We start from the raw sequence: 20,684 nt of genomic DNA, 5'->3' as shown, positions 1-20,684 counted from the left end.
GGGTTTTTGTTCAAACTTTAAACCGTTGGGGCGAAATTACGCCTGCTGGTTCATCAGTTCGTTGAAAGAGGTCGCTTTTTCGGACACTTTCGCTTTCGCCAGTACTGCTTCAACAGCCTGCTCTTCCAGGGCGACGTTGCGCATGTTGTCCATCAGCTCTTTGTTCTTACCGTAGAACTCGATCACTTCTGATGGATCTTCGTATGCAGAAGCCATCTCTTCGATCAGGCCTTTCACACGCTCTTCGTCAGCTTTCAGCTCGTGGGTACGAATCACTTCGCCCAGCAGCAGGCCAACAACTACGCGGCGTTTCGCTTGCTCTTCGAACAACTCGCGTGGCAGTTCCATCGCTTGCTGCTGGTTGCCACCGAAACGCTGTGCAGCCTGACGGCGCAGAACGTCGATTTCGCTGTCGATCAGGGCAGCTGGAACGTCGATGTCGTTGGCTTTCACCAGACCTTCGATCGCCTGAGATTTCACACGGTTACGCACCGCGCCGTTCAGTTCGCGTTCCATGTTCTTACGCACTTCGGTACGCAGACCCGCTACGGAACCATCTTCCACGCCGAAACGCTTGATGAATTCTTCAGTCAGTTCTGGCAGTTCGCGCTCTTCAACTTTCTTCAGGTTGATAGCGAACTTCGCTGCTTTCCCTTTCAGGTTTTCAGCGTGGTATTCTTCCGGGAAGGTCACGTCGATGGTGAACTCTTCGCCAGCCTTGTGGCCTTTGATACCGTCTTCGAAGCCTGGGATCATACGACCCTGGCCCATTGCCAGTACGAAGTCAGACGCTTTACCGCCTTCGAACTCTTCGCCGTCTACAGAACCGGTGAAGTCGATGGTGACACGGTCTTCAGCATCAACAGCGCCTTCTTTCTCTTTCCAGTTCGCCTGCTGCTTGCGCAGGGTATCCAGCATGCCGTCAACGTCTTCGTCAGTCACGGAAACAACTGGTTTTTCAACTTCGATAGATTCCAGACCTTTCAGCTCAACTTCCGGGTACACTTCGAACTCTACGGAGTAGGTGAAGTCTTCGCCCAGTTTGTATTCGCCTGGAACGTAGTTCGGCGCGCCGGCCGGATTGATTTTTTCTTTGATGATCGCATCAATAAAGTTACGGCTCATCAGTTCACCCAGCACATCCTGACGCACGGAAGCGCCATAACGCTGAGCAACAACATTCATTGGTACTTTGCCCTTGCGGAAGCCGTCAATACGTACTTTTTTTGCTACGTTGACCAGCTCGCTTTTCACAGCAGTTTCGATGCTGTCAGCAGCGATAGTAATCGTTACACGGCGGCCAAGGCCTTGAGTGGTTTCAACTGAAACTTGCATCTTGTTACCTCAAAAAAATCACAGTGCTCGGTCAACTCTGAATCTGTCTGTTATACCGGGATGCTCTCTTAGTGCAGATTCACATTCCCTGTCGCCAGAATCATCCCGAAGACATTCAATAAGACGCGGCATTATAGCGGCATCACTTAGGTGAGTCGAGAACGGTTGGGGCATGTTGCTGCGGCTTTTTTCACACTTTAAGGCTATTTTTAGCCTTAAAATCGCACCATCCGCTCAAAACTCAGACAAAACAAAACGGCCCGGAGGCCGTTTTGAGGAAATCTGTAAGCAACATACTGGAAAAGCTCCAGCCGTTGCAAATCCGATTTATCAGGCGATTGTGCCTGCTCCGCGACAGGGCGGTGATGCAAAAACCGTATCCTGCAAGCCTTCCCATTCCTTAATGGTGTAGGTATGCAGTGCCAGCGCATGTACGGTCGTGGAGAGTTCTTCCGTCAAGGTGCTGTAGATCAAGCGGTGTCGATTCAGGAAACGTTCTCCCGTGAAGCGATCGCTAACCAGAACCACTTTGAAGTGGCTTTCAGAACCTGCCGGCACGTTATGACGATAGCTTTCGTCGACGACTTCGAGGAACACAGGGTTGAACGCCGCCCTTAATTTATCTTCTATATGCTCACGTATCATCATGAAATTACTCCTCCGACAACGCCAGGATGTCACCCATCCCTTTAAATGTTAGCCGCTTTTACCGTTTCCATTACACCTTGACAACAAATATTTAGCTTTCGTCTGATTTTCTCATTCAAACGAATGAAGTTCACTGTGAGACTCATACGTTTTGTCATACACGGATTGGGAAAAACGGTGAACTGGTCAGTTTTCGGACAAGGCGATGAATTTACATGCGTTGACCACTTCCCCTCGCCGTTGGCGATGTTATGATGGCGGCAATTTTTCTCTTTATATGCTTACGATTCGTTGAGAACCCGAAAATGTTAAAAAAACTCTTCTTTCCGTTGGTAGCCCTTTTTATGCTGGCAGGCTGCGCTACCCCGCCTACCACTATTGATGTCTCACCAAAAATCACCCTGCCTCAGCAGGACCCAAGCCTGATGGGCGTCACCGTGAGCATTAACGGTGCCGATCAGCGTCAGGATCAAGCACTGGCAAAAGTGACCCGCGATAACCAGCAGGTTACCCTCACCGCGTCCCGCGACCTGCGCTTCCTGCTCCAGGAAGTGCTGGAGAAACAGATGACCGCTCGCGGCTACATGATTGGCCCAAGCGGCGCGGTTGATCTGCAGATCATCGTGAACAACCTGTATGCTGACGTGTCTCAGGGCAACGTGCGCTACAACATCGCGACCAAAGCGGATATCGCCATCATTGCCACCGCGAAGAATGGCAACAAGATGACCAAAAACTACCGCGCCAGCTACTCTGTTGAAGGTGCGTTCCAGGCCTCCAACCAGAACATTGCTAACGCCGTTAATAGCGTGCTGACCGACACCATCGCCGATATGGCGCAGGACACCAGCATTCACGACTTCATCAAGCAGAACGCGCGTTAATCCCGCTCGCTGACCCGGTGTATCACCGGGTCAGTTTTATAAGAACATGTCCAGCCATTACTTACGCATTTTCCAGCAACCGAAATCAGCGATTCTGCTGATCCTCGGCTTTGCCTCGGGTTTACCCCTCGCACTCACTTCCGGCACGCTTCAGGCGTGGATGACGGTTGAGAACATCGATCTGAAAACCATTGGCTTTTTCTCGCTTGTGGGTCAGGCCTATGTATTCAAGTTCCTGTGGTCTCCGGTCATGGATCGCTACACGCCGCCTTTCCTCGGGCGTCGTCGCGGCTGGCTGGTGATGACGCAGATCCTGCTGCTGCTGGCGATTGCGGCGATGGGTTTTCTTGAACCCACCACGCAGCTTCGCTGGATGGCGGCGCTTGCGGTGGTGATAGCCTTCTGTTCCGCCTCTCAGGATATCGTGTTCGACGCCTGGAAGACGGACGTGTTACCTGCGGAAGAGCGCGGCGCCGGTGCGGCAATCAGCGTGCTGGGCTATCGCCTCGGGATGCTGGTCTCCGGTGGGCTGGCGCTGTGGCTTGCCGACCGTTACCTCGGCTGGCAGGGCATGTACTGGCTGATGGCCGCCCTGCTGATCCCCTGCATTATCGCGACCTTATTGGCGCCCGAACCGAGTGACGTTATCCCGGTTCCCCGCTCGCTGGAGCAGGCCGTCGCCGAACCGCTTCGTGACTTCTTTGGCCGCAACAACGCCTGGCTGATCCTGTTGCTCATCGTCCTTTATAAGCTGGGCGATGCCTTTGCCATGAGCCTGACCACCACCTTCCTGATCCGCGGTGTCGGTTTTGACGCCGGTGAAGTGGGTGTGGTGAATAAAACGCTGGGGCTGTTTGCGACCATTGTCGGGGCATTATACGGTGGCGTGCTGATGCAGCGCCTGACGCTGTTCCGCGCGCTGCTGATTTTCGGCATCCTTCAGGGCGCCTCTAACGCAGGCTACTGGCTGCTGTCGATTACCGATAAACATACTATCAGCATGGCCGCGGCGGTGTTCTTCGAAAACCTCTGCGGCGGTATGGGCACAGCGGCGTTTGTCGCCCTGCTGATGACCCTGTGCAACAAGTCATTTTCCGCCACGCAGTTCGCTCTGCTCTCGGCGCTCTCTGCCGTAGGCCGCGTGTACGTTGGCCCGGTTGCCGGCTGGTTCGTGGAAGCTCACGGTTGGCCAACATTTTATCTCTTTTCGGTCGTGGCTGCCGTGCCGGGGATTTTATTGTTGCTGGTGTGTCGCCAGACGCTGGAATATACCCAGCGGACAGAACACTTTATGCCGCGCACCGAATATCACCGCGCCTACCGTTTTGCGTTACGTCTGTTAATGGTGGGCTGCCTTGCTCTGGCACTGTGGCTGGTGGTGCTCATTATTAATGCCAGCACGTCACTGGCACTCCCCTTCGAAGCCCTTCTGCTGGACGCAGGCGCCCTGCTGGCTATCGCCGGGATCCTGACCGGGGGCCTGCTCGATTTCATGGCCTTGCGTAAAACGCAGATGACCTGAAGAAAAATGCGAAAGGTTATTTCCCGTTGTAATCACTAACCGAAATTATAACGGCGAAATAGCCATCAACCGCAAAAAAAAATATTTGTTTTTTTGTGCGGGATAGGATTTGGAAATTATTGACTCCCATTCCAAAGCGCTATTTTTCATTAAACGATTCAGCATGCGAGAGTTTGATTTTTCGTTTTTTAGATGTCTTTTTATTGATAATTAATTGTTAATTTTTTGTTTATTTTCAACAATGGTTATACCAATTGTCCCTTTTAGGGTATGCTTGGGGGTCCTTTCGTTATAAAGCCCATGCCATGCGGCTTCGGTCATAAAAACCGACATAATTTGCAACACTTGTGACACGTGCGGCAGAACCCGGTAACACCTTCCTGACACAGGCCTAATGATGTTTACAGTAATGTAACCTTCCCGTAAAATGCCCGCACACTTTAAACGCCACCAGACTCCGTGGAATTGAGGTCGTTAAATGAGACTCGGGAAATACAATAAAAGTTTGGGATGGTTGTCATTATTCGCGGGCACTGTATTACTCAGTGGCTGCGATTCTGCACTACTAGACCCCAAAGGACAGATTGGACTGGAACAACGTTCACTGATATTGACGGCTTTTGGCCTGATGTTGATTGTGGTTATTCCTGCCATTTTGATGGCTGTTGGTTTCGCCTGGAAGTATCGTGCGAGCAATAAAGATGCGAAGTATAGCCCTAACTGGTCACACTCCAATAAAGTGGAAGCTGTGGTCTGGACGGTACCTATTCTGATCATCCTGTTCCTTGCCGTACTGACCTGGAAAACCACTCACGCACTTGAGCCAAGCAAACCGCTGGTTCACGATGAGAAACCTATTACCATTGAAGTGGTCTCCATGGACTGGAAATGGTTCTTCATCTATCCAGAGCAGGGTATTGCTACCGTGAATGAAATCGCCTTCCCGGCGAACACTCCGGTTCAGTTCAAAGTGACCTCCAACTCCGTAATGAACTCCTTCTTCATCCCACGTCTGGGTAGCCAGATTTACGCGATGGCCGGTATGCAGACCAATCTGCACCTGATCGCGAATGAAGCAGGCACCTATGATGGTATCTCCGCCAGCTATAGCGGCCCGGGCTTCTCAGGTATGAAGTTCAAAGCTATTGCGACGCCGGACCGTGCCGCTTTCGACCAGTGGGTTGAAAAAGCGAAGCAGTCTCCAAACACCATGTCTGACATGGCGGCGTTCGAAAAAGTGGCTGCACCTAGCGAATACAACAAGGTGGAGTACTTCTCTAATGTGAAACCAGATTTGTTCAAAGACGTTATTGGCAAATTTATGGATCACGGCAAGAGCATGGACATGACCCAGCCTGAAGGCGAGCACAGCGCGCATGAAGGTATGGAAGGCATGGACATGAGCCACGCGGAAACCGCTCACTAAGGGGCCGAGGAAGAAAATGTTCGGAAAATTGACACTGGATGCAGTGCCCTACCATGAACCGATTATCGTGGTTACGGTGGCTGCAATTATCATTGGTGGCGCGGCCTTACTGGCCCTGATCACTTACTTCGGTAAGTGGAGCTACCTGTGGAACGAGTGGCTGACTTCGGTTGACCACAAAAAACTCGGTATCATGTACTGCATCGTCGGTATCGTCATGTTAATTCGTGGCTTTGCGGATGCGATCATGATGCGTAGCCAGCAGGCACTCGCTTCTGCGGGTGAAGCCGGCTTCCTGCCGCCGCACCACTACGATCAGATCTTTACCGCTCACGGCGTTATCATGATCTTCTTCGTGGCGATGCCGCTGGTTATCGGTCTGATGAACGTTGTCGTTCCGCTGCAAATCGGCGCGCGCGATGTGGCGTTCCCGTTCCTGAACAACCTGAGCTTCTGGTTCACGGTTGTCGGCGTTATTCTGGTTAACCTGTCACTGGGTGTGGGCGAATTCGCGCAGACCGGCTGGCTGGCTTACCCGCCGCTGTCAGGAATTGAGTACAGTCCGGGCGTTGGCGTCGACTACTGGATTTGGGCGCTTCAGCTCTCCGGTGTCGGTACTACCCTGACCGGTATCAACTTCTTCGTGACCATTATCAAGATGCGTGCCCCTGGCATGACCATGTTCAAGATGCCGGTATTTACCTGGGCATCTCTGTGCGCCAACATCCTGATTATTGCATCCTTCCCAATTCTGACCGTCACCATCGCGCTGCTGACCCTGGACCGCTACCTGGGCACCCATTTCTTCACGAATGATATGGGTGGCAACATGATGATGTACATCAACCTGATTTGGGCCTGGGGTCACCCGGAAGTGTACATTCTGGTTCTGCCTGTGTTCGGTGTGTTCTCCGAAATCGCAGCAACCTTCTCGCGTAAACGTCTGTTTGGTTACACCTCTCTGGTGTGGGCAACCGTGTGTATTACCGTTCTGTCGTTCATCGTTTGGCTGCACCACTTCTTCACCATGGGTGCGGGCGCGAACGTAAACGCCTTCTTCGGTATCACCACTATGATTATCGCCATCCCTACCGGGGTGAAGATCTTCAACTGGCTGTTCACCATGTACCAGGGCCGTATCGTGTTCCACTCAGCGATGCTGTGGACCATCGGCTTCATCGTGACCTTCTCCGTAGGTGGGATGACCGGCGTACTGCTGGCGGTACCAGGTGCTGACTTCGTTCTGCACAACAGTCTGTTCCTGATTGCGCACTTCCATAACGTTATCATCGGTGGCGTGGTCTTCGGCTGCTTCGCTGGCGTAACCTACTGGTGGCCAAAAGCGTTCGGCTTCACGCTGAACGAGAAATGGGGTAAACGCGCGTTCTGGTTCTGGATCATCGGCTTCTTCGTAGCATTTATGCCGCTGTACGTGCTGGGCTTCATGGGTATGACCCGTCGTCTGAGCCAGCAGATCGATCCGCAGTTCCACCCAATGCTGATGGTTGCAGCGGGCGGTGCCGTGCTGATTGCCTGTGGTATCGCGTCTCAGCTGATTCAGTTCTACGTGTCTATTCGCGACCGCGACCAGAACCGTGACCTGACCGGTGACCCATGGGGTGGCCGTACGCTGGAGTGGGCAACCTCTTCTCCACCGCCTTTCTATAACTTTGCCATCGTGCCGCAGGTTCATGAACGCGACGCATTCTGGGAAATGAAAGAAAAAGGTGAAGCGTACAAGCAACCTGCTCATTACGAAGAGATCCACATGCCGAAAAACAGCGGTGCGGGCATCGTGATTGCCGCCTTCGCAACGGTATTTGGTTTCGCAATGATCTGGCACATCTGGTGGATGGCGATTGTTGGCTTCGCCGGCATCGTAATCAGCTGGATTGTGAAGAGCTTTGACGAGGACGTGGACTACTACGTACCAGTCCGTGAAGTTGAGAAGCTGGAAAATCAGCATTTCGACGAGATTTCTAAAGCGGGGCTGAAAAATGGCAACTGATACTCTGGCGCACTCAACTGCCCACGCGCATGAACATGCGCACCACGATACAGGACCGACCAAAGTCTTCGGTTTCTGGATCTACCTGATGAGCGACTGCATTCTGTTCTGCTGTCTGTTCGCGACCTATGCCGTTCTGGTGAACGGCACGGCGGGCGGCCCGGCAGGCAAGGATATCTTTGAACTGCCGTTCGTTCTGGTTGAAACCGCACTGCTGTTATTCAGCTCCATCACCTACGGCATGGCGGCTATCGCCATGTACAAAAACAACAAGAGCCAGGTTGTGTCCTGGCTGGCGTTGACCTGGTTGTTTGGTGCTGGATTTATCGGGATGGAAATCTATGAATTCCATCACCTGATTCTGGAAGGTTTCGGTCCGGATCGCAGTGGTTTCCTGTCCGCGTTCTTCGCGCTGGTAGGTACCCACGGTCTGCACGTCACCTCTGGTCTGATCTGGATGGCGGTACTGATGTTCCAGGTATCCCGTCGCGGCCTGACCAGCACTAACCGTACCCGTATCATGTGCCTGAGTCTGTTCTGGCACTTCCTGGACGTGGTGTGGATCTGTGTGTTCTCTGTTGTATATCTGATGGGGGCGATGTAATGAGTCATTCAAACGATCATGGCGCTTCCCACGGTAGCGTAAAAACCTACATGACAGGTTTCATCCTGTCGATCATCCTGACGGTGATCCCGTTCTGGATGGTGATGAGCGGTTCTGCGTCTAAGCCGGTTATTCTGGGTGCAATCCTGGTGACCGCGGTGATTCAGATTCTGGTGCATCTGGTTTGCTTCCTGCACATGAACACCAAGTCCGATGAAGGCTGGAATATGACCGCCTTTATCTTTACCGTGATTATCATCGCTATCCTGGTAGTCGGTTCCATCTGGATTATGTGGAACCTCAACTACAACATGATGGTTCACTAAGAGCGGCGAGTATGTTTAAGCAATACCTGCAAGTAACGAAACCAGGCATCATCTTTGGCAACCTGATCTCCGTGATCGGAGGGTTCCTGCTGGCCTCTAAGGGCAGCATTGATTACACCCTCTTTATCTATACGCTGGTCGGTGTGTCACTGGTTGTTGCGTCCGGTTGTGTATTTAACAACTACATCGACATGGATATCGACAAGAAGATGGAAAGGACCAAAAATCGGGTGCTGGTGAAAGGCCTGATCGCCCCTTCCGTCTCGCTGGTGTACGCCACCTTGCTGGGTATTGCTGGCTTTATGCTGCTGTGGTTTGGTGCTAACCCGCTGGCCTGCTGGCTGGGGGTGATGGGGTTCGTGGTGTATGTGGGCGTCTACAGCCTGTATATGAAACGCCACTCCGTCTACGGCACGCTGATTGGTTCTCTCTCCGGCGCTGCGCCGCCGGTGATTGGCTACTGCGCGGTCACGAACGAGTTCGACAGCGGTGCGCTGATCCTGCTGGCTATCTTTAGCCTGTGGCAGATGCCGCACTCTTATGCCATTGCGATTTTCCGCTTTAAGGATTATCAGGCAGCGAACATCCCGGTTCTGCCGGTCGTGAAAGGCATTTCGGTTGCCAAGAACCACATCACGCTGTACATCATCGCCTTTGCCGTGGCAACGCTGATGCTCTCTCTGGGTGGTTACGCTGGATATAAATATCTGGCGGTAGCGGCTGCGGTGAGCGTCTGGTGGCTCGGTATGGCGCTGCGCGGTTACAAAGTGGAAGATGACAAAGTCTGGGCGCGCAAACTGTTTGTGTTCTCGATTGTGGCCATCACCTCGCTGTCCGTGATGATGTCCGTGGACTTCATGGTGCCAGATTCACACAACCTGCTGACTTACGTCTGGTAAGCCACAACAGGTGAATAAAGGGGTGCTTCGGCACCCTTTTTTATTCACGGAATTTATTAATAACGCATGTAATATTTGTTAAATAACCCTTTATTTACCCCGCCCCTTCCCCGCACTACACTATGGCCTGCTTTTGAACTGAGGTGGTAATGAACGATTATAAAATGACGCCAGGCGAGCTTCGCGCGACCTGGGGCTTAGGGACTGTCTTCTCGCTACGGATGCTTGGCATGTTTATGGTCCTGCCTGTTCTGACCACGTACGGTATGGCGCTGCAGGGGGCCAGCGAGGCGCTAATTGGCCTCGCCATTGGCATTTATGGTCTGGCGCAGGCGGTGTTCCAGATCCCGTTTGGCCTGCTCTCTGACCGGGTGGGCCGAAAGCCGCTGATCGTCGGTGGGCTTCTGGTCTTTGTGCTCGGGAGCGTCATTGCCGCCCTCTCCCACTCCATCTGGGGAATTATTCTCGGCCGCGCCCTGCAGGGTTCCGGCGCGATTGCCGCTGCGGTGATGGCGCTGCTGTCAGACTTAACCCGCGAGCAGAACCGCACTAAAGCGATGGCATTCATCGGCGTGAGCTTTGGCGTGACGTTTGCGATTGCGATGGTGCTGGGCCCCATCATTACGCACACATTGGGTCTGCACGCGCTGTTCTGGATGATTGCCGTGCTGGCGACCATCGGTATTGCCTTAACCCTGTGGGTGGTTCCGGACAGCAAAAACCACGTCCTCAACCGTGAGTCGGGGATGGTAAAAGGCTGCTTCAGCAAAGTGATCGTCGAGCCGCGCCTGCTGAAGCTGAATTTTGGCATTATGTGTTTGCACATCCTGCTGATGTCGACCTTTGTTGCCCTGCCCGGCCAGCTTGCCGCAGCGGGTTTTCCGGCTGCTGAGCACTGGAAAATCTATCTGGTCACGATGCTGATTTCGTTTGTCTCCGTCGTGCCGTTCATCATCTACGCCGAAGTGAAGCGCAAAATGAAGCGCGTCTTCGTGGGCTGCGTGGCGGTCCTGCTGATTGCCGAGATCGTGCTCTGGGGTGCCGGCCCGCACTTCTGGGAGCTGATTGCCGGCGTGCAGCTGTTCTTCCTGGCCTTTAACCTGATGGAAGCGTTGCTCCCGTCGCTTATCAGCAAAGAGTCCCCCGCCGGGTATAAAGGTACCGCGATGGGCATCTACTCCACCAGCCAGTTCCTCGGCGTGGCGATCGGCGGCTCGCTTGGCGGCTGGGTGGACGGCCTGTTTGATTCACAAACCGTGTTTCTCGCCGGTGCGCTGTTGGCGACAGTCTGGCTGCTGGTCGCCAGCACCATGAAAGAGCCGCGCTACGTGAGCAGCCTGCGCGTGGAAATCCCGAATGACGTTGAGATTAGCGATGCGCTGAAACAGCGTCTGGAAGAAAAAGAAGGGGTCACAGAGGTGCTGATTGTCCCCGAAGAGCGCAGCGCTTACGTCAAAATAGACAGTAAAATGACCAACCGCTTCGAAGTTGAGCAGGCGCTCAACGCGTGAAAAAAAGCCCGGTTAAACCGGGCTTTTTACATTAATCGCGGAAGTTTTTAAACTGGAACGGTTGTCCCAGATCGCCGCCGCGCACCAGCGCCATCACGGACTGGAGGTCGTCGCGAGATTTCCCGGTGACGCGAATCTCTTCGCCCTGGATCTGCGCCTGCACCTTCAGCTTGCTGTCTTTGATGAGCTTCACAATCTTCTTCTGCACCGCGCTCTCAATGCCCTGCTTCAACTTGGCTTCCACAAACCAGTTCTTGCCGCTGTGCACAAACTCTTCCGGCACATCCAGAGACGTCCCTTCGATGCCGCGCTTTAACAGCTTGGCGCGCAGAATGTCGAGCAGCTGATTTACCTGGAAATCAGACTCGCTCAGCACCTTAATGGTCTTATTTGCGTCGTTCAGCTCAAACGACGCCTCAACGCCACGAAAATCGAAACGTGACTCTACTTCGCGGGTTGCGTTCTCAACGCCGTTGCGAACTTCCTGGATATCAACTTCGGAAACAATATCGAAAGATGGCATCTTTTCTTCTCCCTTCACTTTTGTTGCGTTGCATAATACCCGCTACGAGGCATAACTCAACAGAAGCTTAGCTGTATAATTAAGCTGTAACACCTGGCGCAGTTGCAGGTGAGGAGGAACAATGAAAATTACAGTGCTCGGATGTGGAGCCCTTGGTCAGCTGTGGCTGACCGCGCTGTGCAAGCACGGACATGAGGTTCAGGGCTGGCTGCGCGTGCCCCAGCCCTATTGCAGGGTAAACCTGATTGGTGAAGACGGAAGCATATTTAACGAATCCCTCACCGCGAACGATCCTGATTTCCTGGCGCAAAGTGACCTTTTACTGGTGACGCTCAAAGCGTGGCAGGTCTCAGACGCGGTAAAGACGCTGTCCGCCCAGCTCCCCCCCACTTCGCCCATACTGCTGCTGCATAACGGCATGGGGACACTTGACGAGCTGAAAAGCGTTCCGCAGCCCCTGCTGATGGCGACGACCACGCACGCTGCCCGTCGCGACGGTAACATCATCGTGCATGTCGCCAGCGGGGTGACGCACATTGGACCCGCCAGAACGCAGGATGGCGACTATAGCTATCTGGCCGATGTGCTGCAGAAGGTGCTGCCGGACGTGGCCTGGCATAACCATATTCGTCCTCAACTCTGGCGCAAGCTGGCCGTAAACTGCGTGATCAATCCGCTGACGGCGCTGTGGAACTGTCCGAACGGAGAGCTGAAAAATCATCCACAGGACGTTGCGGTGCTGTGTGCAGAAATCGCGGCGGTCGTTGAGCGGGAAGGCCTGCACACGTCGGCGGACGATTTGCGCTGTTATGTCGAGCAGGTCATTGAGAGCACGGCAGAAAACATCTCCTCGATGCTGCAGGATGTTCGGGCATTACGCCACACTGAGATCGACTACATCACCGGTTATCTGCTAAAACGCGCCCGCGCGCATGGCATCGCGGTGCCGGAAAACGCCCGTCTGTATGACCTGGTTAAACGTAAGGAGAGTGAATATGAGCGCGTCAGCCCTGATCTGCCTCGCCCCTGGTAGCGAAGAGATGGAAGCTGTCACCACCATTGATTTGATGGTGCGCGGCGGCATTAAGGTGACCACCGCCAGCGTCGCCAGCGACGGCAGCCTGGCGATTACCTGCTCGCGCGGCGTGAAGCTGCTCGCGGATGCCCCGCTCGTGCAGGTAGCCGACGGGGATTACGACATCATCGTTTTGCCCGGTGGCCTGAAAGGCGCGGAATGTTTTCGCGACAGCCCGCTGCTGGTCGAGACCGTGCGTCAGTTTCATTTATCCGGCCGTATCGTCGCCGCTATCTGTGCCGCCGCCGGCACGGTGCTGGTTCCGCACGATATCTTCCCTATCGGCAACATGACCGGCTTCCCGGGGCTTAAGGATACGATCCCGGATGAGCATTGGGTGGATAAACGCGTCGTCTGGGACCCGCGCGTCAACCTGCTGACCAGCCAGGGACCCGGCACCGCAATTGATTTTGGCTTAAAGATTATTGACCTGCTGGTCGGACGCGAGAAGGCGTACGAAGTTGCATCGTCGCTGGTGATGCCGGCGGGGATTTATAATTATTATGAAGAGTAGTGCATAAAAAAAGCCGGGTGGCGCGAGGTAAAAGCAAAACGGCAACCAAAGGTTGCCGTTTTTAATGTTTGCGCCCTCTCCCTGTGGGAGAGGGTCGGGGTGAGGGCATCAGGCCGCACGCTACGGACGATACACCTTCACATTCGCAAAGCCCTGTTCGCGCAGATACAGCGCCTGCAGGCGGCTCATCACCCCGCGCTCACACCACAGCAGGTACGTTTTGCTCTGGTCGAGATCGCCAAACTTGGTGCTCAGCTTGTAGAACGGCAGAGAAACCACGTCGACGCCTTCAACCTGCAGCGGCTTGTCATCCTGCTCGTCAATAGAGCGGATATCCAGAATCGCATCGTTAGCGCCGAAACCGCTCACGGTTTCCACTTCTACCACTTCCTGCTCGGTCTGCTGGGCAATCTCGCGGATATCAATGTTGGACGCTTCCGCCACCACTTTTTCCAGAATGCTGAAATCGAAGTGCTCTTCTTCCGCTTCGATCTTCGCCTTCACCGCTTTCACCGTTGGGCTTTTTGAGATCACGCCGCAGTATTCCGGCATGGTGCGGGCAAAATCTTCGGTGCCGATTTCGCGCGCCAGATCGATTATGTGCTCTTTGTCGTGGGAGATCAGCGGACGCAGGATCAGCGTATCAGACACGTTGTCGATCAGACGCAGGTTGGTCAGCGTCTGGCTGGAAACCTGGCCCAGCGCTTCGCCGGTGACCAGCGCCTGCACGCCGTAGCGTTCAGCCACTTTGGACGCCGCGCGCACCATCATGCGCTTCAGGATGACGCCCATCTGGCCGTCGTCTACTTTTTCGAGGATTTCGCCAACCACAGGTTCGAAGTTAATTGCCACGAAACGCACGCGGTGAGAGCTGCCGAAGCGGTTCCACAGGTAATGCGCGACCTGACGAACGCCGATCTCGTGCGCCGCGCCGCCCAGGTTGAAGAAGCAGTAGTGTACGCGGCAGCCGCGGCGCATCAGCATATAGCTGGAGACGCCGGAGTCGAAGCCGCCGGAGATCAGGGACAGGACGTCTTCCTGGGTGCCGATCGGGAAGCCGCCGATGCCTTCATAGCGCCCTTTCACCAGCAGCAGGCGATCGTTTTCGATCTCCAGATTGACGGTCACGTCCGGGTTGGTCAGGCGCACGCGCGCAGACTCGACGTGCTGGTTCAGACCGCCACCGACGTAACGCTCCACTTCAATGGAGCTGAACTCGTGCTTGCCGCGACGCTTTACGCGCACGCAGAAGGTTTTGCCTTCGATCTGGTCGCGGTACTGGACCAGCGCTTTCTCGAAGATGTCGTGCATATCGCTGAACGGGACATCTTCCACTTCCAGGATATGGTGGATACCCGGAATACGGGTCAGGGCGTCGCGAATATCCTGACGTTTGTTTTCGTCTTTGGCACGGACCTCAACGTGGTCCCAGTGGCGCACCACGGCGAGGGTTTCGTCGTAGTGCTTTAATACGTTTCGAATGTTCCCGGTGAGAATTTTAATAAAGCGCAAACGCACAGATTGGCTTTTGATGGTGATTTCAGGGAACAATTTAATGATAAACTTCATGGCGGCAATGTTTCTTAGGCAAGCGTATTAAGGCTTGTAATGGAAAAGAGTACAGCAGCCCACACCCGTGGCTGCATCCAGGCGCGCAAGTATACCACCATCGCGCCGCTCCTGTGCACATTGCGCGTTATTTGATAATTGCCCTGAGTCCGTTACCATGTCGGGGCTGAGAATATAAGAGTCAATTCACTATGCCGAAGAAGAACGACGCACCGGCCAGTTTCGAAACTGCGCTGAGTGAACTGGAGCAAATTGTTACCCGCCTTGAGAGCGGCGATCTCCCGCTGGAAGAGGCGCTCAACGAATTCGAGCGTGGCGTGCAGCTGGCGCGCCAGGGGCAGGTCAAGCTGCAGCAGGCCGAGCAGCGCGTGCAGATCTTGCTTTCCGACAGCGAAGACGCAAAAACCACGCCTTTCACACCGGACGCCGAGTAAATGGATTTTGCCAATGAGCTTCAGGCGCGTGTCGTACGCGCCAACGACGCCCTGCGCCGTTTTATCGCGCCACAGCCTTTTCAGAACACTCCACTGGTTGAAGCCATGCACTATGGCGCACTCTTGGGTGGAAAGCGCCTGCGCCCGTTCCTGGTGTACGCCACAGGCAATATGTTTGGCATCAGCGATAACACGCTGGACGCCCCGGCAGCCGCCGTTGAGTGCATCCATGCCTACTCGCTGATCCACGACGATCTCCCGGCCATGGACGACGACGATTTACGTCGGGGTCAACCCACCTGCCATATCAAGTTTGGCGAGGCGAATGCTATTCTGGCGGGTGATGCCCTGCAAACGCTGGCATTCTCGATTTTGAGCGACGCGCCGATGGCGGAAGTGGCTGACCGCGACCGCCTGGCGATGATCTCCGAGCTGGCAATGGCCAGCGGCGTGGCCGGCATGTGTGGCGGACAAGCGCTGGATCTTGAAGCGGAAGGACGTCAGGTTAATCTGGAACAGCTGGAGCGTATTCATCGCCATAAAACAGGGGCGTTGATCCGTTCCGCCGTTCGCCTGGGCGCGCTGAGCGCGGGTGAGCAAGGGCGCAAAGCCCTGCCGATTCTGGACAGATACGCAGAAAGTATCGGTCTGGCATTCCAGGTTCAGGATGACATTCTGGATGTGGTGGGCGATACTGCAACATTGGGTAAACGTCAGGGTGCGGACCAGCAGCTTGGCAAAAGTACCTACCCCGCCCTGCTGGGCCTTGAGCAAGCCCAACGTAAAGCCCGGGATCTGATTGACGATGCCCGCCAGTCGCTAAATGAACTGGCCGCACAATCGCTGGATACCTCGGCACTGGAAGCGCTAGCGGACTATATAATCCAGCGTGATAAATAAACTATATATCTCGATGAGCCTTTGATGAGTTTTGATATTGCCAAATACCCGACACTGGCGTTAGTTGACTCCACCCAGGAGTTACGTCTGCTGCCGAAAGAGAGCCTGCCGAAGCTGTGCGACGAGCTGCGTCGCTACCTGCTCGACAGCGTTAGCCGCTCCAGCGGCCATTTCGCCTCCGGGCTTGGCACGGTAGAGCTGACCGTGGCGCTGCACTATGTCTATAACACGCCGTTCGATCAGCTCATCTGGGACGTGGGCCACCAGGCTTATCCGCACAAAATTCTGACCGGACGTCGCGATAAAATTGGCACCATTCGTCAGAAAGGCGGCCTGCACCCGTTCCCGTGGCGCGGTGAGAGCGAGTACGACGTGCTGAGCGTCGGCCACTCCTCTACCTCCATTTCGGCGGGCATCGGGATTGCCGTTGCCGCCGAAAAAGAGAACAAGCAGCGCCGCACCGTCTGCGTGATTGGCGACGGTGCCATCACCGCCGGTATGGCCTTTGAGGCCATGAACCATGCGGGCGACATCAAACCGGACATGCTGGTTATCCTTAACGATAACGAAATGTCGATTTCCGAGAACGTCGGCGCGCTGAACAACCATCTGGCGCAGCTGCTCTCCGGCAAGCTTTACTCCTCGCTGCGTGAAGGCGGCAAGAAAGTCTTCTCCGGCGTGCCGCCGATCAAAGAGTTGCTCAAGCGTACCGAAGAACACATCAAAGGCATGGTCGTGCCGGGCACCCTGTTTGAAGAGCTGGGCTTTAACTATATCGGCCCGGTTGACGGCCATGACGTGCTCGGTCTGGTAACCACGCTCAAGAACATGCGCGACCTGAAAGGCCCGCAGTTCCTGCACATCATGACCAAAAAAGGGCGTGGCTACGAACCGGCGGAAAAAGATCCGATCACCTTCCACGCGGTACCGAAATTTGACCCGTCCAGCGGCTGTCTGCCAAAAAGCAGCGGCGGCATGCCGAGCTATTCAAAAATATTCGGCGACTGGCTGTGCGAAACCGCCGCGAAAGACAACAAGCTGATGTCGATCACCCCGGCCATGCGTGAAGGCTCCGGCATGGTGGAGTTCTCCAGAAAATACCCTGACCAGTATTTTGACGTTGCTATTGCCGAACAGCACGCGGTGACGTTTGCGGCGGGCCTGGCCATTGGCGGCTACAAGCCGGTTGTCGCGATCTATTCCACCTTCCTGCAGCGCGCCTACGATCAGGTGATCCACGACGTGGCGATTCAGAAGCTGCCGGTGCTGTTTGCTATCGATCGTGCAGGCATCGTCGGTGCCGACGGCCAGACGCACCAGGGCGCGTTTGACCTGTCGTTCCTGCGCTGTATTCCGGATATGGTCGTCATGACGCCAAGCGACGAGAACGAATGTCGTCAGATGCTGTTTACCGGCTACCACTATCAGGATGGCCCAAGCGCCGTTCGCTACCCGCGCGGCAATGCGGTGGGCGTTGAGCTCCAGCCGCTGGAAAAACTGCCGATCGGTAAAGGTCTGGTGAAGCGTCGCGGTGAAAAAGTGGCGATCCTGAACTTCGGCACGCTGATGCCAGAGGCGGCGAAAGCGGCTGAAGCGCTGAATGCCACCCTGGTGGACATGCGCTTTGTGAAACCGCTCGACGAATCGCTGATCCTGAGTATGGCGGAGACGCATGACGTGCTGGTCACGCTGGAAGAAAACGCCATTATGGGCGGCGCGGGCAGCGGCGTGAACGAGGTGCTGATGGCAAATCGTAAAGCCGTGCCGGTGCTAAACCTCGGCCTGCCGGATCATTTCATTCCTCAGGGTACCCAGGATGAAGCCCGTGCGGCGATTGGCCTGGACGCTGCCGGTATCGAAGCTAAAATCCGCCGCTGGCTGGACTGACCCCTTCCCCCTTTTCCGCTCCTGCTATGCTTAAACCTGGTGTTTAAACAGCAGGAGCGGAACCGTGCAATACACAACATTAGGAAAAACGGACCTTAAGGTTTCCCGACTTTGTCTGGGATGCATGACCTTTGGCGAACCCGATCGGGGAAACCACGCCTGGACGCTGCCGGAAGAGAGCAGCCGTCCGATTATCAAACGCGCCATCGAGGGCGGCATTAACTTCTTTGACACCGCCAACAGCTACTCCGACGGCAGCAGCGAGGAGATTGTTGGCCGCGCCCTGCGCGATTTTGCCCGTCGTGATGACATCGTCGTCGCCACCAAGGTCTACTATCCGGTAGGCGACCTGGCTGAGGGTCTTTCTCGCGCACAGATCCTGCGCTCCATTGATGACAGCCTCAGACGCCTGAACATGGATTACGTCGACCTGCTGCAAATTCACCGCTGGGATTACAACACGCCAGTCGAGGAGACGCTTGAAGCGCTGAACGACGTGGTCAAAGCCGGTAAAGCACGCTACATCGGTGCGTCGTCTATGCACGCGTCGCAGTTTGCTCAGGCGCTGGATCTCCAGGCGCAGCACGGCTGGGCGCGCTTCGTCACCATGCAGGATCACTACAACTTGATCTATCGTGAAGAAGAGCGCGAGATGTTGCCGCTGTGCCATCAGGAGGGCGTGGCGGTGATCCCGTGGAGCCCGCTGGCGCGCGGTCGACTGACCCGTCCGTGGGGAGAAACCACGGCCCGTCTGGTATCGGATGAAGTAGGAAAAAAACTTTATGGCGGAACGGAAGCCAGCGATGCGCTGATTGCCGAACGTTTAGCCGGGATCGCCGACGATACCGGGGCAACCCGCGCCCAGGTGGCGCTGGCCTGGCTGCTGGGTAAACGCGGCGTCGCGGCGCCGATTATCGGCACATCCCGGCAAGAGCAGCTTGACGAACTGCTGAATGCGGTGGATATCACGCTGACGCCGGAGCAGGTTGCCGAGCTTGAGACGCCGTATCAGCAGCATCCGGTGGTGGGGTTTAAGTAAACACTCGCCGGGTGGCGGCTTCGCCTTACCCGGCCTACGATCGCACCCTATTTGTAGGCCGGGTAAGCGCAGCGCCACCCGGCAATACAGAGCGCACAAACTTACGCGAAGTGATCGTACCCTTTCCAGTCCAGCGTAACCGGCTCACCGTCTTTCACAAACTTCAGCCCTTCACTCTCCGGCATGATCTGACCGATGCAGGTAAATTTCGCGCCGAGATGCGCTAACGCCACATCCAGCGTTCCGCGATTGAGCTCAGGCACCGTGAAGCACAGTTCGTAGTCTTCACCACCGGACAGCGCCCAGCGCAGGGCCTGCTCAGGCTCTACATGGCGAAGCAGTTGCTCAGACAGTGGGAACATGTCCAGGTCAACGCGCGCGCCGACGCCGCTGGCCTTCAGAATATGGCCGAGGTCTGAGATTAGCCCGTCAGAAAGATCGATAGCCGAGCTCGCCCGCTCGCGCAGCGCCTGGCCGTGCAAGATACGCGGTGTTGGCCGCAGATGGCGTTTTACCAGATATGCCGCATCATCAGCATCTTCAACCGTTAAACGGTTCTGAAGGATCGCCAGCCCTGCCGCGCTGTCGCCCGGCGTACCGGTCACGTAGATCCAGTCGCCTGGTTTTGCGCCTGAGCGCTTCAGCGCGCGGCCAAGCGGCACATAGCCGTGGATCGCCAGCGTCATCGACAGCGGACCGGCAGTGGTATCACCACCAATCAGCTGCATATCGTAGTAGCTAAGCTGCTCAAACAGCGCATCGCTAAAGGCTTCCAGCCAGGCTTCATCCACCTCTGGCAGGGTCAAAGCCAGCGTCAGCCACGCAGGATCGGCACCCATCGCCGCCAGATCGCTGACGTTCACCGCAAGCGCTTTATACGCCAGATCGGCAGGATCGATATCCGGTAAGAAATGACGGCCGCACACTAAGGTGTCGGTGCTGATTGCCAGCGTCTGTTTTTCGGGAATATTGAGAAGTGCACAGTCATCGCCAATGCCGGTTTCAACATCAAGACGAGAGGTTCTGACACGGTCGAAATAACGGGCAATCAGGGAGAATTCGCCGCATGCCATACGTTATGCCTCAGCAAATAAAAGAAAAAACCGGAGCCGCACTGCCCGTCAGGCAATGCAGGACTCCGGTTTGCGGATCACTTTTTGTGGGGACGGATCGCAGGTGCTGCTTTATCAAGTACGCCGTTTACAAACTTATGGCTGTCTTCAGCGCCGAAGGTTTTCGCCAGTTCGATCGCTTCGTTGATGGCCACTTTATACGGCACATCATCACGTTTAGACAGCTCAAACAGCGCAATACGCAACACTGCTTTTTCTACCTGGCCCAGCTCTTCGAGCAGACGGGACAGGTAAGGCTTCATCAGACCATCGAGATACGCGCTATTAGTCGCCACTCCCGACAGCAGTTCACGGAAGTACAGAACGTCAACGTCTTTCACGTCCTGTTCTGACAGGAACTGGTATTCAACATCAGAGATGTCGTTCTGGGACAACTGCCAGGAGTAAAGTGCCTGGACGGCACATTCACGGGCGCGGCGACGAGCAGCAGGTTTCACGGAATTCCCC

At 55.2% G+C, this 20,684-nt stretch carries 20 protein-coding genes; 14 read left to right on the top strand and 6 right to left on the bottom strand.

All coding sequences use genetic code 11. The annotated features are described in order from the left end of the window. Nucleotides 1-36 precede the first annotated feature (36 nt). Together tig and bolA are read right to left on the bottom strand one after the other, a co-directional pair. Nucleotides 37-1,335, bottom strand: coding sequence for a trigger factor (gene tig, locus AC4IC4_RS04710; RefSeq protein ID WP_024906818.1), 1,299 nt, complete (start codon nucleotides 1,333-1,335; stop codon nucleotides 37-39). Nucleotides 1,336-1,665: 330 nt separating this feature from the next. Continuing rightward, a complete protein-coding gene (gene bolA / locus AC4IC4_RS04705) occupies nucleotides 1,666-1,983 on the bottom strand; it encodes a transcriptional regulator BolA (RefSeq protein ID WP_021241655.1) in 318 nt (105 codons plus the stop codon). Nucleotides 1,984-2,288: 305 nt separating this feature from the next. On the opposite strand from bolA, the gene AC4IC4_RS04700 reads away from it, so the two are divergent. From AC4IC4_RS04700 to AC4IC4_RS04665, 8 genes are all read left to right on the top strand, one after another. Next, entirely contained in the window at nucleotides 2,289-2,867 is a 579-nt protein-coding gene (locus AC4IC4_RS04700) for a lipoprotein (protein WP_023310568.1), read from the top strand. Nucleotides 2,868-2,913: 46 nt separating this feature from the next. Next, nucleotides 2,914-4,389: a muropeptide MFS transporter AmpG gene (ampG, locus tag AC4IC4_RS04695; protein WP_491472241.1), complete on the top strand. Its 1,476-nt coding sequence runs from the start codon at nucleotides 2,914-2,916 to the stop codon at nucleotides 4,387-4,389. Between the two features lie 478 nt (nucleotides 4,390-4,867). After that, the gene (gene cyoA / locus AC4IC4_RS04690) at nucleotides 4,868-5,815 is read left to right on the top strand and encodes a cytochrome o ubiquinol oxidase subunit II (RefSeq protein ID WP_014882770.1); all 948 of its coding nucleotides are present in this window, start codon (nucleotides 4,868-4,870) and stop codon (nucleotides 5,813-5,815) included. Nucleotides 5,816-5,831: 16 nt separating this feature from the next. Further along, a complete protein-coding gene (gene cyoB, locus AC4IC4_RS04685; protein WP_014168864.1) occupies nucleotides 5,832-7,823 on the top strand; it encodes a cytochrome o ubiquinol oxidase subunit I in 1,992 nt (663 codons plus the stop codon). Next, nucleotides 7,813-8,427, top strand: a complete 615-nt coding sequence (locus AC4IC4_RS04680; RefSeq protein WP_023334703.1) for a cytochrome o ubiquinol oxidase subunit III — start codon at nucleotides 7,813-7,815, stop codon at nucleotides 8,425-8,427. The genes cyoB and AC4IC4_RS04680 overlap by 11 nt, the downstream gene beginning before the upstream one ends. Then, nucleotides 8,427-8,753, top strand: coding sequence for a cytochrome o ubiquinol oxidase subunit IV (locus tag AC4IC4_RS04675; RefSeq protein WP_006176899.1), 327 nt, complete (start codon nucleotides 8,427-8,429; stop codon nucleotides 8,751-8,753). Before AC4IC4_RS04680 ends, AC4IC4_RS04675 begins: the two co-directional genes overlap by 1 nt. 11 nt (nucleotides 8,754-8,764) lie before the next feature. Further along, a complete protein-coding gene (gene cyoE / locus AC4IC4_RS04670) occupies nucleotides 8,765-9,652 on the top strand; it encodes a heme o synthase (protein WP_013095848.1) in 888 nt (295 codons plus the stop codon). A gap of 149 nt (nucleotides 9,653-9,801) precedes the next feature. After that, nucleotides 9,802-11,163: an MFS transporter gene (locus AC4IC4_RS04665; protein ID WP_491472240.1), complete on the top strand. Its 1,362-nt coding sequence runs from the start codon at nucleotides 9,802-9,804 to the stop codon at nucleotides 11,161-11,163. A gap of 31 nt (nucleotides 11,164-11,194) precedes the next feature. On the opposite strand, the gene AC4IC4_RS04660 is transcribed toward AC4IC4_RS04665, so the two are convergent. After that, entirely contained in the window at nucleotides 11,195-11,686 is a 492-nt protein-coding gene (locus tag AC4IC4_RS04660) for a YajQ family cyclic di-GMP-binding protein (RefSeq protein WP_023334701.1), read from the bottom strand. 121 nt (nucleotides 11,687-11,807) lie between these two features. Here AC4IC4_RS04660 and panE point away from each other — a divergent pair, with 121 nt between their 5' ends. Together panE and yajL are read left to right on the top strand one after the other, a co-directional pair. After that, complete coding sequence (panE, locus tag AC4IC4_RS04655; protein WP_491472239.1) at nucleotides 11,808-12,719, top strand: 2-dehydropantoate 2-reductase; 912 nt, start codon at nucleotides 11,808-11,810, stop codon at nucleotides 12,717-12,719. Next, nucleotides 12,682-13,275 (top strand): protein deglycase YajL, encoded by a 594-nt coding sequence (gene yajL, locus AC4IC4_RS04650; RefSeq protein WP_491472238.1) that lies wholly within the window; start codon nucleotides 12,682-12,684, stop codon nucleotides 13,273-13,275. Before panE ends, yajL begins: the two co-directional genes overlap by 38 nt. A gap of 120 nt (nucleotides 13,276-13,395) precedes the next feature. On the opposite strand, the gene thiI is transcribed toward yajL, so the two are convergent. Continuing rightward, nucleotides 13,396-14,844, bottom strand: a complete 1,449-nt coding sequence (thiI, locus tag AC4IC4_RS04645) for a tRNA uracil 4-sulfurtransferase ThiI (RefSeq protein WP_024906813.1) — start codon at nucleotides 14,842-14,844, stop codon at nucleotides 13,396-13,398. A 191-nt stretch (nucleotides 14,845-15,035) separates the two neighbouring features. Here thiI and xseB point away from each other — a divergent pair, with 191 nt between their 5' ends. The 4 genes from xseB to AC4IC4_RS04625 all read left to right on the top strand — a co-directional run bounded on the left by xseB (nucleotide 15,036) and on the right by AC4IC4_RS04625 (nucleotide 19,104). Beyond that, the gene (xseB, locus tag AC4IC4_RS04640; protein WP_008503331.1) at nucleotides 15,036-15,278 is read left to right on the top strand and encodes an exodeoxyribonuclease VII small subunit; all 243 of its coding nucleotides are present in this window, start codon (nucleotides 15,036-15,038) and stop codon (nucleotides 15,276-15,278) included. Continuing rightward, a complete protein-coding gene (ispA, locus tag AC4IC4_RS04635) occupies nucleotides 15,279-16,178 on the top strand; it encodes a (2E,6E)-farnesyl diphosphate synthase (RefSeq protein WP_008503332.1) in 900 nt (299 codons plus the stop codon). 24 nt (nucleotides 16,179-16,202) lie between these two features. After that, nucleotides 16,203-18,065, top strand: a complete 1,863-nt coding sequence (dxs, locus tag AC4IC4_RS04630; RefSeq protein ID WP_491472237.1) for a 1-deoxy-D-xylulose-5-phosphate synthase — start codon at nucleotides 16,203-16,205, stop codon at nucleotides 18,063-18,065. Between the two features lie 64 nt (nucleotides 18,066-18,129). Continuing rightward, the gene (locus AC4IC4_RS04625; protein ID WP_491472236.1) at nucleotides 18,130-19,104 is read left to right on the top strand and encodes an aldo/keto reductase; all 975 of its coding nucleotides are present in this window, start codon (nucleotides 18,130-18,132) and stop codon (nucleotides 19,102-19,104) included. Between the two features lie 101 nt (nucleotides 19,105-19,205). Here the strand turns inward: AC4IC4_RS04625 and thiL are convergent, their stop codons facing one another. After that, the gene (gene thiL, locus AC4IC4_RS04620; RefSeq protein WP_491472235.1) at nucleotides 19,206-20,177 is read right to left on the bottom strand and encodes a thiamine-phosphate kinase; all 972 of its coding nucleotides are present in this window, start codon (nucleotides 20,175-20,177) and stop codon (nucleotides 19,206-19,208) included. A 77-nt stretch (nucleotides 20,178-20,254) separates the two neighbouring features. Further along, nucleotides 20,255-20,674: a transcription antitermination factor NusB gene (gene nusB, locus AC4IC4_RS04615; RefSeq protein ID WP_024906809.1), complete on the bottom strand. Its 420-nt coding sequence runs from the start codon at nucleotides 20,672-20,674 to the stop codon at nucleotides 20,255-20,257. Nucleotides 20,675-20,684 lie beyond the last annotated feature (10 nt).

The sequence above is a fragment of the Enterobacter sp. Taxon_2 genome (assembly GCF_058355295.1).
The sequence above is the reverse complement of the archived record's forward strand: the minus strand, read 5'-3'. Positions and strand labels throughout refer to the sequence as shown.